The 14,739-nt window shown below is 70.9% G+C and carries 13 protein-coding genes; 6 read left to right on the plus strand and 7 right to left on the minus strand.

The window, feature by feature from the left end:
* The first annotated feature begins 280 nt into the window (after window positions 1-280).
* Both DMB42_RS38485 and DMB42_RS38490 read left to right on the plus strand, forming a co-directional pair.
* Window positions 281-1,042 (plus strand): alpha/beta fold hydrolase, encoded by a 762-nt coding sequence (locus DMB42_RS38485; protein WP_185845082.1) that lies wholly within the window; start codon window positions 281-283, stop codon window positions 1,040-1,042.
* A gap of 380 nt (window positions 1,043-1,422) precedes the next feature.
* Window positions 1,423-2,871 carry an alpha/beta fold hydrolase gene (locus DMB42_RS38490; protein ID WP_185845083.1) on the plus strand — a complete coding sequence of 483 codons (1,449 nt, stop codon included), beginning with the start codon at window positions 1,423-1,425 and terminating at the stop codon, window positions 2,869-2,871.
* A gap of 99 nt (window positions 2,872-2,970) precedes the next feature.
* Here the strand turns inward: DMB42_RS38490 and DMB42_RS38495 are convergent, their stop codons facing one another.
* Together DMB42_RS38495 and DMB42_RS38500 are read right to left on the minus strand one after the other, a co-directional pair.
* Window positions 2,971-4,212, minus strand: a complete 1,242-nt coding sequence (locus DMB42_RS38495; RefSeq protein WP_125643565.1) for an RNA polymerase sigma factor — start codon at window positions 4,210-4,212, stop codon at window positions 2,971-2,973.
* 43 nt (window positions 4,213-4,255) lie between these two features.
* Window positions 4,256-4,627 (minus strand): YciI family protein, encoded by a 372-nt coding sequence (locus DMB42_RS38500; protein ID WP_125643567.1) that lies wholly within the window; start codon window positions 4,625-4,627, stop codon window positions 4,256-4,258.
* A 240-nt stretch (window positions 4,628-4,867) separates the two neighbouring features.
* Between DMB42_RS38500 and DMB42_RS38505 the strand changes: the two genes are divergently transcribed.
* Entirely contained in the window at window positions 4,868-5,428 is a 561-nt protein-coding gene (locus DMB42_RS38505) for an RNA polymerase sigma factor (protein ID WP_125643569.1), read from the plus strand.
* A complete protein-coding gene (locus DMB42_RS38510; RefSeq protein ID WP_125643571.1) occupies window positions 5,425-6,303 on the plus strand; it encodes a CU044_5270 family protein in 879 nt (292 codons plus the stop codon). Before DMB42_RS38505 ends, DMB42_RS38510 begins: the two co-directional genes overlap by 4 nt.
* An 88-nt stretch (window positions 6,304-6,391) precedes the next feature.
* Here DMB42_RS38510 and DMB42_RS38515 read toward each other — a convergent pair whose 3' ends face one another.
* The 5 genes from DMB42_RS38515 to DMB42_RS38535 form a co-directional block, all read right to left on the minus strand.
* Window positions 6,392-9,568 (minus strand): S8 family serine peptidase, encoded by a 3,177-nt coding sequence (locus DMB42_RS38515; protein WP_185845084.1) that lies wholly within the window; start codon window positions 9,566-9,568, stop codon window positions 6,392-6,394.
* Window positions 9,565-9,909, minus strand: coding sequence for a hypothetical protein (locus DMB42_RS53685; protein WP_185845085.1), 345 nt, complete (start codon window positions 9,907-9,909; stop codon window positions 9,565-9,567). Before DMB42_RS53685 ends, DMB42_RS38515 begins: the two co-directional genes overlap by 4 nt.
* A 212-nt stretch (window positions 9,910-10,121) precedes the next feature.
* Window positions 10,122-10,736: a TetR/AcrR family transcriptional regulator gene (locus tag DMB42_RS38525; protein WP_125643577.1), complete on the minus strand. Its 615-nt coding sequence runs from the start codon at window positions 10,734-10,736 to the stop codon at window positions 10,122-10,124.
* A gap of 34 nt (window positions 10,737-10,770) precedes the next feature.
* The gene (locus tag DMB42_RS38530) at window positions 10,771-12,279 is read right to left on the minus strand and encodes an MFS transporter (protein WP_125643579.1); all 1,509 of its coding nucleotides are present in this window, start codon (window positions 12,277-12,279) and stop codon (window positions 10,771-10,773) included.
* Between the two features lie 64 nt (window positions 12,280-12,343).
* Window positions 12,344-12,844 carry a DUF6653 family protein gene (locus DMB42_RS38535; RefSeq protein ID WP_125643581.1) on the minus strand — a complete coding sequence of 167 codons (501 nt, stop codon included), beginning with the start codon at window positions 12,842-12,844 and terminating at the stop codon, window positions 12,344-12,346.
* Between the two features lie 192 nt (window positions 12,845-13,036).
* Between DMB42_RS38535 and DMB42_RS38540 the strand changes: the two genes are divergently transcribed.
* Window positions 13,037-13,621, plus strand: a complete 585-nt coding sequence (locus DMB42_RS38540; protein ID WP_125643583.1) for an RNA polymerase sigma factor — start codon at window positions 13,037-13,039, stop codon at window positions 13,619-13,621.
* Window positions 13,618-14,730, plus strand: a complete 1,113-nt coding sequence (locus DMB42_RS38545) for a CU044_5270 family protein (RefSeq protein ID WP_125643585.1) — start codon at window positions 13,618-13,620, stop codon at window positions 14,728-14,730. The genes DMB42_RS38540 and DMB42_RS38545 overlap by 4 nt, the downstream gene beginning before the upstream one ends.
* Window positions 14,731-14,739 lie beyond the last annotated feature (9 nt).

Below are 14,739 nucleotides of genomic sequence, written 5' to 3' on the forward strand. Positions count from 1 at the left end.
ACGTGCCACAGGATAGCCAGCCGAGGGGGCAGGCGCCGCCCTGAGCCGTGGTCGAGCGGCCCGCGGCGGAGGTGGGCGGTCCCCCCTGGTGGAGGCGGCTTCCGGCTGCCAGCGTCCTGCCAGCCGGGTAACAGCGTCGGCGGCAACGCTGCTGTCTCCACCAACCCGAAGGCAGGACGTGATGGGCGGCAAGCAGCCGATGCGATGGCAGACCGCGAAAGTGACCTCGCGGGACGGGACGACGATCGCCGTACTCGGTGCCGGGCGAGGACCCGGGCTGGTGGTGATACCCGGGAACAACCGGCGCGCCCACCACTACGAAGCCCTGGCGCAGGAGTTGTCCGGCACGTACGGCGTGCACGTGATCGAACGGCGCGGACGTGGCCTCAGCGGCCCGCAAGGACCGGCGTACAGCGTGGAGACCGAGGTCGACGACGCCTTGGCCGTCATGGACCACACGGGTGCGCGCCTGGTCTTCGGACACAGTTACGGCGGTCTCGTCGCCCTGCACCTCGGGCTGCGGCGAAGGGTGAGCGCGCTCATGGCCTACGAACCGGGCGTGAGCATCGACGGGTCCTTCCCCGCCCGCTGGTTGCCGTCGTTCAACCGCCTGCTGGCGGAGGGCAGGCACGCCGCGGCGATGGCGACCTTCCTCAAGGCCACCCGCCTCGCCCCCATCGGCGACGCGCCGGCACCGGTGTTCCACGCGCTGGCGTTCCTGCTGATGCGCGGGGCCGAAGGACGCGACGCGCGGGCGATGATGGCGACGACCCCCGCCGAGGCAGGCGAGATCATCCGCCTGGACTCCGACGGCACCCGGTACGCGAACGTCGACTCCCCGGCGTTGCTGCTCGGCGGCGACAGATCCCCCGGCTACCTCACGGGCGTGCTCGCCCGTCTGGCCCACGTCATGCCCGACGCCCGGCACGAGATCGTCGCCGGCCTCGACCACAACGCCCCCGACCTGAACGCCCCTGGCGTCATCGCCGAGCAGATCCGGGCATTCGTACGGTCCCGCGTCCCGGGAGAGCAGTCCCACTGAACGACCTCCCGGAAGCAAAGTCGCCGACCTGTGAGAAGGCGTCGCAAAGCCAACAGGACCCCCGGAGCCCTGCTCATATCTGTCCAATTTCTGGCTTAATGTCCAACGAAACGGCCTTCGCCTGTTAGATTCCGTAGTCATGATCAAGGAGAGGCACGTCAACGGTGCCGCCAAGGACCGCTGAGGCGTGACGGGGTGCTTCACGGTACGGGGACCTTCGACGGGGGTCTGATCCTGTCCCCGCAGCGGCCGTCCGGTACGGCGAGGCCAAGACCCGATCGTGTGCCGTGCGAGCAGCCCGCCCGCCGATCAACGTGCCGATCGACGATAGGAGCAATGTGCTGAGAAGAACTCCCCTGCTCGCCACCGCGGTCATGCTGATGACATCGCTGTTAACCGTCCCGATCGCGGGGACGGCCGGCGCCGCGGTGACCGGGCAGGACGTCACGGATGCCGTGGGGAAGCGCGGCATCACCTGGGGGCCGTGCGAGGAGGAACCAACCGTCGAGTGCGGCACGCTGGCCGTGCCCATCGACTGGTCCAGGCCCAACGGGCCCAGCATCGACCTGGCCCTGGCCCGCCGCAAGGCCACCGACCCGTCCGCACGGATCGGTTCCCTGCTGAGCAACCCCGGCGGGCCCGGCAACTCGGGCGTGAACGACATCTTGCGCCCGTCCGGCTTCAGCGAGGACGTCCAGCGACGGTTCGACATCGTCGGCTACGACCCTCGCGGCGTCGCCCGCAGCGGCTCGGTGACCTGCTCGGCCTCGGTGTACAACCAGATGCCGTACCCGGTCATGACCAGCCAGGCCGACTATCTCAAGTGGGTCGCCTTCGACAAGACCCTGCGCGCGGACTGCCGCAAGCTCACCGGCCCGCTGTACGACCGCATCGACTCGGTCAACGTGGCCCGCGACATGGACGCCATCCGCTCCGCGCTCGGCGACGACAAGCTGACCTCGTACGGCGTCTCCTACGGCACGCTGGCCCAGCAGATGTACGCCGAGCTGTTCCCCGGCCGGATCCGCGCCATGGTGCTGGACAGCAACATGGACCACAGCCTGGACGTCAAGGCGTTCCAGGTGACCGAGGCGGCCGGCGTCCAGGACAGCTTCGACGAGTTCGTCGCCTGGTGCGAGCGCGACACCGAGTGCGTACTGAACGGTCGTGACATCCGGGCGCTGTGGAAGGGCCTGCTGGACAAGGCGGGCCGGGGCGAGCTGTTGTGGCCGGGCGACGGCCGTCCGGTGAGTGCCCACAACCTTCAGTGGCTGGGCGTGGTGCTCAACGAGGCGCCCGCCTGGCGCCAGGAGGCCAGGGTGCTGCTGGCGCTGGACGGCGGTCCGGTGCCGGACGACATGCCCGGCCCTCCCGGCAACTGGCCCGTGAACGGCCAGTACGCCGAGCTGCCCACCGCGATCCTGTGCGAGGACTGGAACCTGTCGCTGCGGAGCTACGGCGAGTACGCCGACGTGATGCGCGCCTCCAACGCGGTGGCCCCGGACATGCGGTACAACCCGATGCCGATGGGCGACATGCCGATCTGCCAGGGTCACCCGGTCAACAACCCCCAGCACCCGCTGCGGTACACGGGCAGCACCCCGCTGCTGGTGACCACGTCCAAGCACGACCCGGACACACCGTACGAGTGGTCGGCCAACGTGGCCCGGCAGCTCGGCCCCAAGGCCACCCTGCTCACGTACGAGGGCTGGGGCCACGGCGTCTACGGCATGACCGAGTGCACCACGGTCACCATGGACAGCTACCTGATCTCGCCGACCCGACCCGTCAAGGGCAACCGCTGCCCGGCGGAAGAACCCCAAGGCTAGGCGGAACAGTGGTGTGAGGTGCCGGGCCGACCCGAATCGACCCGGCACCGGCCGCGACACGTGACCCGCCGAAGGCCCGGCGGCCGGGTCCGGGAGGCCTCAGCTCAGCGCGGCCGCCTTGCGCAACAACACTGAACGTTCGCGCTGGTTGGCGCACAGCCGGGCCGCCAGCTCCAGCTCGGCACGCGCTTCCGGTCGCCGTCCGAGCCGGGCCAGCAGCTCACCGCGTACGGTCGGGACCAGATGCGAACCGGGCAGCCGGTCCGCGGCGACCAGCTCGTCCACGATGGCCAGGGCCTGCTCGGGGCCCGAGGCCATGGCTACGGCGACGGCCCGGTTGAGCTCGACCACCGGCGAGGGCGCGACCCGGCCGAGTGCCTCGTAGAGCACCACGATCCGATCCCAGTCGGTCGCCTCGACCGAGGGCGCCGACGCGTGGGCGGCGGCGATCGCGGCCTGCAGACCGTAGGGGCCGAGGCCGCGAACCGAGGCCCTGGCCAGCGCGGCCAGCCCACGGCGGATCGCCGAGAAGTCCCACAGCCGCCGGTCCTGCTCGTCGAGCAGCACCGGCGAACCGTCCGGGCCGGTCCTGGCCGGGAAGCGCGCGGCCGTCAGCTCGCACAACGCCAGCAGGCCGTGCACCTCGGGCTCGTCCGGTTGCAGCGCGGCCAGCGTGCGGATCAGCCGGAGCGCCTCGTACGCGACGTCGGGGCGCAGCAGCCGGTCGCCCGACGTGGCCGTCGATCCCTCGGTGAAGATCACGTAGAGGACGCTGAGCACGCCGCCCAGCCGCTCCCGCCGCTCGGCGGCCGGCGGCAGCTCGAACGGCACCCTGGCCGCCGCGATCGTCTTCTTGCCCCGGGTGATACGGGCCTGCACGGTCGGCACGGGTACGAGGAACGCGCGGGCGATCTCCTCACTGGACAGTCCGCCGACCACGCGCAGGGTCAACGCCACCCGGGCCTCGGGAGACAACACCGGATGGCAGCTGATGAACATCAACGCCAGTACGTCGTCGTCGATCCTGTCGGGATCGGCGTCAACGGCCGAGTCGGCCGTCGAGTTGACCGCCGGGTCGATCGAGTCGGCCGCGAGCAGGGCGTACCGGTCCTGGAGGGCGGCCCGGCGGCGGATCGTGTCGATCGCCCGCCGCCGGGCCGTGGCCATCAGCCAGCCGGCCGGACTCGCCGGAGGGGCGAGCGGCCACGACACCAGCGCCTCGGCCACCGCCTCCTGGGCCGCGTCCTCGGCCAGCCCGAAATCGCCGGTGAACCGGGTCAGCGTGGCGACGATCCGCGCCGACTCGATCCGCCAGACGGCCTCGACGTCAGCCGTGTCCATCAGATCCGGCCGCCGCTCCGGCACCCGGCCCGCTGCTCGATGCTCATGCGCCGGCCTGCGGGACCTCGTCGCTCCCGGGCACCCGCCGAATCTCGATCTTGGCCCCGGGGGCCACCGGCACCCGCCTGGCCCACTCGACCGCCTCCTGCTTCGAGGCGACGTCGAGCAGGAAGAAGCCCCCGAACAGCTCCTTGGTCTCGCCGTACGGCCCGTCCGTGACCACCGGCGTCTCGCCGCTGAAGTCGACCACGACGCCCTGGGCCGGATCGTCCAGCCCCTCCGCGGCGAGGAGGACGCCGGCCTTGGCCATCTCCTCGATGAACTGGCGGGTCGTGGCGATCATCTCGTCGATGCCGGCCATCATGGCCGCGTTCGACTCGTCGGTGCCTCGCATGATCAGCAGATACTTCGCCATGGCGTTCTCCTCGTCCGGCGGGGCCGCCTCTCGGCCCTCGCACCCACTGGTCGAACGGGCGGCCCGCGGATCGACACGGCCGCGCGGAAATCTCCCGCCGCGACGCGATCTTATGCCTGGTCTGGTGACGAAGGCAGCGATCATCCCGGTCGCGGGAAGAAAAACCGGGCGTGCCGCGAAGGGGGGACGGAAGGTAATGACCCAACATCCGGAAGGCACACACATGACGGAGACGGGCACGTGACCGCCGAGGTGGGCGAGCAGGTGACCGACGCCGACCTCGTCGCCGGCTACCGGCGGAACCCAGAGCTGTTCACCGCCGTGTACGACCGGTATTTCCATGACGTCTACCGGTACGTGGCGGGACGCCTGGGCAGCCAGGTGGCCGAGGACATCACGGCGGAGACGTTCCTGCTGGCGTTCGACCGGCGTGACCGATTCAACCCGGAAATAGGCGGCTTGCGGCCCTGGCTGCTCGGCTTCGCCACGAACCTGGTGGCCAGGCACCGCCACAAGGAAGCACGCCGTTACAAGGCGCTGGCCCGGCTGGACCCCGCGCCGGCCGTGGAAGGGCACGAGAACCGGGTCGTCACCTCCACGACCGCGCAGCCGTACCTGGCGATGGCGCTTGCCTCGCTGAACGGCGGCGAGCGCGACGTGCTGCTGCTCCTGGCGCTGGGCCAGCTCAGTTACAACGAGATCGCCCAGGCGCTCGGCATTTCCCTCGGCACCGTGGGTTCGCGGCTCAGCCGGGCCCGCGCCAAGATCCAGGCCCTCACCGACAAGGAGACCCACCCATGAACGACCTGGAAGAGATCGCCACTTTGCTGAGCGAGCCGGAGCCGTCCGCGGGGGCGGTCGCGCGCGGCCGAGCGCGCCTCCAGCAGAGGGCGCGGGCGGGCCGGGCGGGCCGGCGCCTCGGCTGGTTCGTACCGGGAGTCGCCCTGGCCGCCGCCGGTGCCGTCGCAGCGGTCGTGTTCGCCACGGGGGCGCCCACGAACGGCGGCGCGCCGGCCACGGGCAAGGAGGTCCTGCTCATGGCCGCTGTCACCGCGGAACGTACGCCCGAGGGCTCCGGGACGTACTGGCACGTCACGCGTCAGTGGCTCGGGGCGGACCATCCGTCGATGGAGAGCTGGACCAGACGCGACGGCAGGCGCTGGACCAGGGACCTGCCGGGGGATCCCGCCGACGTCGTCATACCGGCGTCCGGGCAGACGCTCAGCCTCAAGGGCGCCGAGGTGAGCTTCGAGGAACTCGAAGGGCTGCCGACGGACCCGGAGGAGCTGAAGGCGTGGATCGTCGCGCGCAAGGGCGAAGAGGCGGACATGTCCGCGTCCGAGATCCGCGGCGATCCCACCCTCACCCTGCTCGCGCTGATCACGGACCTGCCGACGCCCGCGGAGGTCCGCTCAGCGGCGTTCCGTGCGCTCGCCGCGACGCCGGGAGTGGAGAACATGGGCCCGGTCGAGGGCGGCCAGCGTGTGCGGTTTCCCGACCCCGACAGCGACCCCGACAGCGACCAGGACATCGAGCTGGTCATCGATCCCGACAAGGCCCGGGTGGTCCGCGCCAACCTCATCCTCGTCGACGACGGCGGCATGGCGTTCAGCGCCGAGTTCATCTCCGTGACCACCGAGTGGACGGACCAGCTTCCGCCGGTGAAGGAGAGCTGAAGCGGGATTCCAGGAGCCCGCGTCCTGCCGTGGTCCTGTCGGACCACGGCAGGACGCGGGCTCGCGGGTTCACCGGAGGCCGGATGGATCAGCCCACGGCGTAGGCGCGGGTCACGGTCTGGGTGACACCGTTGCCCGCCTTGTCGGTGACCGTCGCGCGCAGCGAGACGTACCCCGGAGTGGTGGGGTTGTCCAGCCGCGCTGTCCAGCCCGATCGGGTCGCCTGGACGCGCACCGGTCGCCACGTCCTCCCGTCGTCGGCGGACGCCTCCAGCTTGATCGAGGCGACGGCCGCTTCGCGAGCGCCGGGAGCCCGCTCGACCTGGATCGGCACGGTGGTCCGTGATCCCGGCTTGGCGCGGTTGTCGTCATCGAGGTCCTGCGGCGTGTAGCGCACGGCCATCAGCGGCAGGGGCTCGGGCTTCGCCGTACGGGCGGAGCGGAAGGTCCAGACGGCGTCGATGCCCGTGGACAGCTTCGCCTCCGGCCGCCGGGAGGAGGTGGTCAGGGTGTAGGCGGTGTCGGCCTGCGTCAACGTGGCGGTGAGCGTGCACTCCTCGCTGCGGTAGGGAAGGCAGCCGGTGATGCCGGTCGTGGCGATCTCCTTTCCGTTCCCGGTCAGGGTGAGGGTGCCGGTCGCGGTCGCGTCCATGCCGGTACGGCCGGCGGTTTCGCTGCTGTACAGCCCGTCGGCGGGGAAGGCCAGGGTGTCGCCGGCCCGGCTGCCGCCGGAGACGGCGAACGAGGGGCCGGTCACCGCGGCGTTCCAGACCTGGGTGAAGTTCCTGTCGCGCACCGGGCCGGTGCCGTGCTCGATCAGGCCGCCCGTGCTGAACTCGTCGTTCCAGGCGAAACCCGGGGTGAGGTACCGCGTCAGGCGGCTCGGCAGCGGCAGGTCCTCCCACGTGCTCAATCCCGGCGAGAGGACGTCGCCGGGCAGCACCGGCCCCGTGTACAGCGTGCCGGTGGCACCCGGGACGGTTGAGCGGTAGGTCACGGTCGCCTTGACCATGTCCCGGGTCCGCGCGGCGTACCCGGGGGCGTCAGGGAAGCCGTCCGTACGCTGGTCGACGAGGTCGTAGCGGTACGGGCTGGGCGTCGTGTCCTTCTTGGTCCAGGCGGTCTGGGCCAGGTAGGTGAGCCCCGGCTGCCGCACCGGGACGAGGTAGAAGCCGCCGGAGTAGCCGAACGCGACCATCCCGGTTCTCCAGGGTCCGTTGGCCATGGAGAGGGCGAAGTCGGGGGCGAGGACGGCGGTGGGGTCGTCGACCGTGAACGTGATCCGCTTCGCCTTGCTCCCGTCGACCGTCAGCGACACGTCGGCGTCGTCGATCTCGAACGGCTGGTGCGCGAACGTCAAGCTGCGGTCCCCCATCCCCGGGATTTCGGTGTAGAGGTTCCAGCGTCCCTTCGGCAGCCTGATCGTGGCCGTGTCGCCGTGGAAGACGAGGCCGCGCTGCGCGCCGGTCGCCTGGTCGTAGACGAGGCCCTGTACGCCGTCGGCGGTCCCCCCGTCCCTGCCCTGGACGGTCACCGTGACGTCGTACGACTCCGGCTCCACGTAGGCCCCGGCCGGGGTGCGGACCACCGTGTCACCGGCCGTGGCGGTGACGATGCCCGGATAGTCGCCGGGGCCCTTGCCCTCGGCGTCGATGGTCACCGTGACCGACGCCTGCCCGCCCGCGGGAACCTCCAGTCGTTGCGGCGACAGCGTGAGCACGTCGGAGCCGTCCGCGAGGTCCAGGGTGACGGGCGCGGCCCCGGTGTTGCTGTAGGTGATCTTCCCGGTGGCCCGCCGCTCGCCCGGTTGCCCGTACGGGAACGCGGCCCATACGCCGGTGGGAGCGGCGATCACCTCCTGGTCCAGCGAGCGGAGCACGTCCACCCGCCCGGTGCCCTGTTGGTACGGCGTGGCGCCGCCGGTCGGCCTGGCACTGCCGACGAGCGCCGCCTTGAGCTGCTGCCCGCTCCAGTCGGGGTGGCGCTGGGCGAGGATGGCCGCCGCTCCCGCCACGTGCGGGGTGGCCATCGACGTGCCGCTCATCGCCACATGGGTTCCGTCGGCGGTGCCCGCCGCGGCGGCGGCCACGATGTCCACGCCAGGGGCGGTGACGTCCGGCTTGACCGCATGGTCGCCGATGCGCGGGCCCCTGCTGGAGAAGTCGGCCATTTGGTCGGAGCGGTCCACCGCGCCGACGGTCAGCGCGGCGTCCGCGCTGCCGGGGCTGTACACGGTGCCCTCGCCCCCCTCATTGCCCGCGCCCACCACGAACAGGGTGCCCGTCTTCTGCGACAGGGTGTTCACCGCCTGTTCGATCGGGTCGAGGCCGGGTTCGTCGGGGCCGCCGAAACTCATGTTGACGATCTTGGCCTTGACCTCCGTGGCGGCCCACTCCATCCCGGCCAGGATCGCGGAGTCGCTGATGCGCGCGCCCAGCTTGCCGAAGGCGATGCGGGCTCCCGGCGCCACGCCGCGGTACTTCTCGCCGGCGCCGGCGATGATCGAGGTGACGTGCGTGCCGTGCCCGATTCGATCAGTGATGTCGGGCTCGTCGGAGAAGTTCCGTGACTGGGTGACCACGTCCTTCAGGTCGGGATGCGTGGGGTCGTACCCGCTGTCGAGCACGGCGACCGTGACGCCCTGTCCGGCGAAGCCCCGCTGCCACGCCTCGGTCGCGCCGATCTGCTTCGTACTGCGATCCAGGGTGTACGAACGCCGGCCGTCCAGCCAGATCCTGCCCTTGCCCGCGGCCAGCGTGGACGCCCCGCCGACCAGGCTCCGCCACGCCTCGCCGGCGCTCTTCTTGGCCACCCGCTGGGCCGTCATGTTCAGGCTGGTCAATTGCCGGGTGGCCGCCGCACCTCGCAGCGCGGGGGCCGTTCCCTGCGGCGACTGTGTGATCAGCGGGATGTCGGGCGTGTCCGCGTCGCCGTAGCGCCACGCGAGCAACTGGGTGACATCGAACAGCCGCTCGTCCAGCACCCCCTGGGCGACCAGGGGCGCGGCGTCGGACGGGACGACGTACAGGTGCCCGTCGCGGTACCCGGAGGAGAAGTGCACCTCCCGGGCCGCGCCGGGCTCCACCCGGAAGCTCTTGCCCGTGACCACGACCCGGTCGCCGGTCAGCAGCGTCACACTGGCCGCCGTACCGGACCGTGGTTCTCCTGGGCTCTCCTGGTTCGCCTGCCCGGCCGCGCCGGCCCCCGGCGTCACGCCCAGCGTGCCCGCCAGGACCGCCGCCACCAGTCCCTTGCCTAACGTCATTGACCCTCGCAGGATGAGAATTCGGTCGCTTTCCTCCCTTGTTCCTCCGAAAGCCGTTTCTTCTTCCATGGCCGTGGCCGGCATCCGGCGGGATCACATACAGGCGGCCCCTGCGCACCTGGCTGGAGCAGCAGCACGTCCCGCTCGCCGCGGCCGAGTTTCACCAGCGCGGCGGCCAGGCGCTGCCGGGTGGCCGACGCGGAGACCTGGGCGGCCACGCGGTCGTCGAACGCGGCGACCACCGGGTCCTCGCCCGTGCGGGTCAGGGCCCGGTATCCGCGTACTTCGGCCCGCCGGTGCAGGCTGATGACGTTCGTGGTGATGCCGTACAGCCAGGGCAATGCCTCCGCCCGGCCGGACTCCTACCGGTGGCGCGTCTCGAAGGCCCTGGTGAACGCCTCGGCCACCACGTCCTCGGCATGTTCGGGTCCAAGACGCCGGGTGGCGTAGCGATGCTTCGATGACGGAGGCGTCGTCCTCGTGATCTGACGGCCCCGTTCGCCCGCCCGCCGATGGCCGTTCGGAGGCTCGGGCCGGACCATGACTCGCCTGCCTAGCCGTCCGCCCGGGTGAGGCCCGCGGCGACGATGTCGATGAGCAGGTCGAGGATCTTGGGGTGGTGGGCGGGGTCGCCGAGCCGTTCGCCGAACATCGGCACCAGGAGCACACACTGCAGGACGCCGATGATGACGGCGGGTTCGACGGCGACCAGTTCGCCCTGGGCCCGGTGGGCGGCGACGTACTCGACCAGGGCGGTGGAGGGGTTGTCGGACATGGCGGCGATCCGCTCGGTATCCAGCTTGCGGGCCACGGCCTGCATCTCCTCCGGATGGGTCATCAGGCGGCGCCACAGCGGGTTGTCGGCCAGCTCCTCGATGGTGGCGTGCAGGAAGCGGCGCAGCCCTTCGCGGGGGTCGTCGGTGCTCAGCAACGCGCCGTCGATGACCCGGCGCTTGACCTCGCCCGCCTGCTGGAGCATCAGCTCCAGATACAGCGCCTCCTTCGAGTCGAAGAACACGTAGAAGCTGCTCTTGGCCACTCCGGTGGGCGCCATCAGCTCCTCCAGCGAGGTCTTGCGCAGCCCTTGGCTGGTGAACAGCTTCCGTCCGGCCTCCCGGAGCAGGGCGGTGATGCGGGTCTTTTCCTCGACGGTGAACGCGGGCGGCATCGGAGGCGATCCTTCCTTCAAGCGAACAGATCGTTCATATGGTTTCACGTGCCCGTACGGACGCGGGCTCGGCCGCCTGGACGGCGGCGGGCTTGGCGCGCAGCAGGGAGAAGGCGAGCACGGCGGCCGCCGTCGACAAGGCCGCGCCGATCGCCATGCCGACGGACATCGACCCGGTGAAGGCCGCCCGCGCGGCGGCGAGCAGCTGCGGGTCGCCGACAGCGACCGCGCCGGCCAGCGACTCCCGAACGGCCGCGGGCGCCTGCGCCGGCAGCCGGCTCAGATACCCGGCGGTCAGGGCGCTGCCCAGTACGGCGACGCCCAGCGCGCTGCCCGCCTGGGAGATGGTGCTGTTCATGGCCGAGCCCGCGCCCGCTTCCTCGGGCGGGATCGCGCCCATCAGCGCGGTGACCGCGGCAGGGGTGGCCAGCCCGGCGCCCATGCCCATCACCACCAGCGCCGCGCCGAGCAGCGGGTATCCACTGCCGGGGGTCAGCGACCACAGCAGGGCGAAGCCGGCGGCCGTGATGAGCATGCCGGTCGTGACCATGACCCGGTTGCCGAAGCGGCGTCCCAGCGTCGCCCCGGCCATGTTGAACGCCGCCGAGGCCGCCGCGAACGGCAGCAGCGCCAGGCCCGCCCGCAGCACCCCGTAGCCCGCCACGAGCTGGACGTACTGGGTGAGGGCCAGCATCATGCCCGCCGCCGCGAACGCCAGCAACATCACCGAGAAGGTGCCGCCCGTGAAGTTCCGGTCGCGGAAGATGCGCAGCGGCAACATCGGCGCAGGCGTACGCAGCTCCCAGACCACGAACGCGGCCATCACCACGAGCCCGGACACCAGCACGCCGGTGGGGACCAGGCCACCCCAGCCGTGCTCCGACGCGGCGGTGATCGCGTACACCACGGCCACCATCCCCACGGTGCACAGCACCGCGCCGACCGCGTCGGTACGGCCGGCCGCACCGGTGGACTCCGGCATCAGCCATGCCGCGGCGGCGATCGCGACGGCGGCGACAGGCACGTTGACCAGGAACACCGAGCCCCACCAGAAGTGATCGAGCAGGAAGCCGCCCAGCGACGGCCCGATCAGGATGCCGGTCAACGACACGGTGCTCCAGGCGGCGATGGCCTTACGCCGCTCTTCGGCGTCGAACACGGTGACCAGGATGGACATGGTCGTCGGCATGACCAGTGATCCGCCGACCCCCATCAGCGCCCTGGCGGCGACGAGCACGCCCGGCGCGGTCGTCATGGACGCCAGCAGGGACGCGACCGCGAAAACGGTCAAGCCAATGATCAACATGCGTTTGCGGCCGTAGCGGTCGGCCAGCGCGCCCGCGGTCAGCAGCAGGCCGGCGAAGGCGAGGGTGTAGGAGCTGATGATCCACTGGATGTCCTGCGGGGAGGCGCCGAGCTCGCTCATCAGCGAAGGGATCGCCAGGTTGAGGATGGTGTTGTCGATCACCAGGACGAGCAGGCTCAGGCAGAGTGCTGCCAGGATCCACCAGCGGCGCGGATGCGCCGTCCCAGGGGTGTGCATGGCTGGTCTCTCATCTTCTTTCGGTACGGTTCTTTCGGTACGGCCTTCCGGTCGCGGGTGGGAGTTATTCGGCGTTGCCGTCGGCGGCGGCCCGGCGCAGCCCTTCTTCGTAGATGGCGACGAAGCGGTCGATCTGCCACAGCTGGGAGATGAAGATCAGCGCCCAGCCGAAGACGGCCGGCCAGGCCTCGACGCGGACCAGGCCGTACACCATGATCGCGGCGCCGAGGGCGGCCATGGCGATCAGCCACCGGAGTGCGGGCCGGTGCGCCTCGGCCGCCAGCGAGTGGTCGGCGGCGTACATCTTCTCGCCGTAGATGCCCTTCTCCGCCCAGCTCCGGGGCTCGTAGACCGGCTTGAACGCGTGCGGGTTGAGCCACATCCAGATCACGCCCGCCGCGATCGGGGCCGGCGCCCACCAGCCGAGCGCGTCGCGGAAGTAGATCGGCAGCAGGATCGGCGCCAGGCCGGCCATCCGGGTCCACACACTCCAGGCGTTGGCGTGCCGCTTCCAGGAGTCGTCGTTGAGACCGAACGTCGCAGCGGCGGCCTGGGTGAGCTTCATGGTTGCTCCTTCAGAGGGGGGGTTCGCCGGGAACGTCCCGACCATGCATCCATAAAACCAGATTGGAATTTTGTTTTCAACTCCCCCATGGTCACCCTCGGAACGCGCGACGAACCGGCAGCCCGTGAAGAGGAATCGGGGGTTCGCCGAACAACGGGTGTTCCGATGTCACCGACTGAAAGGCCGGCATGCATGCCACCTCCCCCGAACCCGGCGCCGCCCAGCGAGGACACCGACGCCCAGGTGATACAGGCGTCGCGGCGTAACCCTGATCGCTTCGGCGCCGTCTTCGATCGCTACTTCGCAACCATCCACCGCTATGTCCACCTGCGCCTGGGCGAGTCGGCCGCGGACGACCTGGCCGCGGAGACCTTCCTGCGTGCCTTCCGCGACCGGAACCGCTTCGACCTCACCTGCCCCAGCGCCCGCCCCTGGCTGTACGGCATCGCCTCCAACCTGGTCGCCGAGCACCATCGCGGCGAGGCACGCAGATATCGGGCGTTAGCCAGAAGCGCCGACGCCACGGAGGTCGACAGCCACGACGAACGCGTGGCGCAACGGGTCTCCGCGGCCGTGATGCAGCCGCGGCTGGCCGCAGGCCTCGCCCGGCTCTCGACCGGGGACAGGGACGTCCTGCTGCTGGTCGCCTGCGCCCAGCTCAGCTACGACGAGGTCGCCGAAGCCCTCGGCATACCTCAGGGAACGGTGGGCTCACGTCTCAACCGCGCCCGCAAGAAGCTCCGCAAGATCATCGGTCCCGCCGGGGAGGCACTGTGACGAACGAACTCGAAGCACTCAAGGCCCACCACGACAGCCTGCCCGGCCCCGGGCCCGAGGTGACCGCGCGCGCATGGGTACTGGTGACCCAAGAGGTCGATGCGGAGCGGACCGGCAGTGGCCACCGTCAGCCGGCGCGGTCACCTCAGCGGCCTGCTCGCGGTTTCCTGGGCGGCCGGCTGGCGCTGAAGGCCGGCGCGGCCCTGGGCATCGCGGCGGCGGTGACCGCAGGAATGATCGTGGTACGCGGCGGAGACGGCTCCGCTCCGTTCGGGGCCACCCCGGCCAGTGCCGCCGAGCTGCTCCAGCAGGCGGCCTCTGTCGCGGCGCGGGAGGACGTACGGCCCGGGCCGGGCGAGTACTTCTACGTCGACCAGAAGACCGTCACGTACGCCGGCGGTTCCGAAGGCGAGTACACCCAGGACCTGCGGCGAGAGATCTGGATGCCCGCCGGGGATCCAGGCAGGGCCGCCCTGACACGCTCGACGTACGGGCGGACATCCGTCATCAGCGGAGGAAGCCCGGAGCACGTGCAATCGCCCGGAACAGTGGAGTACCAGCGCGCGGGGCAGTGCCCCGAGAGCTCCCTGGGCCTGCCTCCGGAGGTCGCCGACCTTCCCGCCGACCCTGATCGGCTGCTGGCGAAGATCCGCCAGGACGCGGGGGCGTTCGTCCGGTCCGACCAGCTCAGACGGGGAGAGACGGCCCTGGGCCAGAACGAGATCGACATGCGGGTCGCGAAGGTCGTCGCGAGCCGGTTGCTCAAGCTGGCGGAGACCCCGCTCATCCCCTCCCGGACCAGGTCGACGGTCTTCAGCGCGCTGTCGAAGCTGCCGACCGTGACCGTCGTCCCCGACCTCACCGACACCGCCGGACGACATGGAGTGGGCGCCTCGCTCAAGTTCGAGAGCCCCGACGGCTGGGAGCGCGGGGAGCTCATCTTCGAGCGGGCCACGTACCGGTTCCTCGGATACCGGAGCTGGATCGGCCGGCAGGAGGGCGGACAGGTCAAGGAGGTCCCGAGCGGCAGCATGGCGGTGATGACCGTGAAGGTCGTCGACTCCATGCCGGAGGTCCCGAAGGACGCCGGAAAGCCGATGTTCTGCTGACGTGCGCCC

The sequence above is a fragment of the Nonomuraea sp. WAC 01424 genome (assembly GCF_003947315.1).
GTDB classification, from domain to species: domain Bacteria; phylum Actinomycetota; class Actinomycetes; order Streptosporangiales; family Streptosporangiaceae; genus Nonomuraea; species Nonomuraea spiralis.

What these genes read in the sequence shown, in the direction of transcription:
- DMB42_RS38525 (WP_125643577.1), bottom strand. Translation starts at nt 10,736, where the DNA reads ATGCCGCCCGCGTTCACCGTCGAGGAAAAGACCCGCATCACCGCCCTG.
- DMB42_RS38535 (WP_125643581.1), bottom strand. Translation starts at nt 12,844, where the DNA reads ATGAAGCTCACCCAGGCCGCCGCTGCGACGTTCGGTCTCAACGACGAC.
- DMB42_RS38515 (WP_185845084.1), bottom strand. Translation starts at nt 9,568, where the DNA reads ATGACGTTAGGCAAGGGACTGGTGGCGGCGGTCCTGGCGGGCACGCTG.
- DMB42_RS38500 (WP_125643567.1), bottom strand. Translation starts at nt 4,627, where the DNA reads ATGGCGAAGTATCTGCTGATCATGCGAGGCACCGACGAGTCGAACGCG.
- DMB42_RS38490 (WP_185845083.1), top strand. Translation starts at nt 1,423, where the DNA reads ATGACATCGCTGTTAACCGTCCCGATCGCGGGGACGGCCGGCGCCGCG.
- DMB42_RS38540 (WP_125643583.1), top strand. Translation starts at nt 13,037, where the DNA reads ATGCCACCTCCCCCGAACCCGGCGCCGCCCAGCGAGGACACCGACGCC.
- DMB42_RS38530 (WP_125643579.1), bottom strand. Translation starts at nt 12,279, where the DNA reads ATGCACACCCCTGGGACGGCGCATCCGCGCCGCTGGTGGATCCTGGCA.
- DMB42_RS38495 (WP_125643565.1), bottom strand. Translation starts at nt 4,212, where the DNA reads ATGGACACGGCTGACGTCGAGGCCGTCTGGCGGATCGAGTCGGCGCGG.
- DMB42_RS38510 (WP_125643571.1), top strand. Translation starts at nt 5,425, where the DNA reads ATGAACGACCTGGAAGAGATCGCCACTTTGCTGAGCGAGCCGGAGCCG.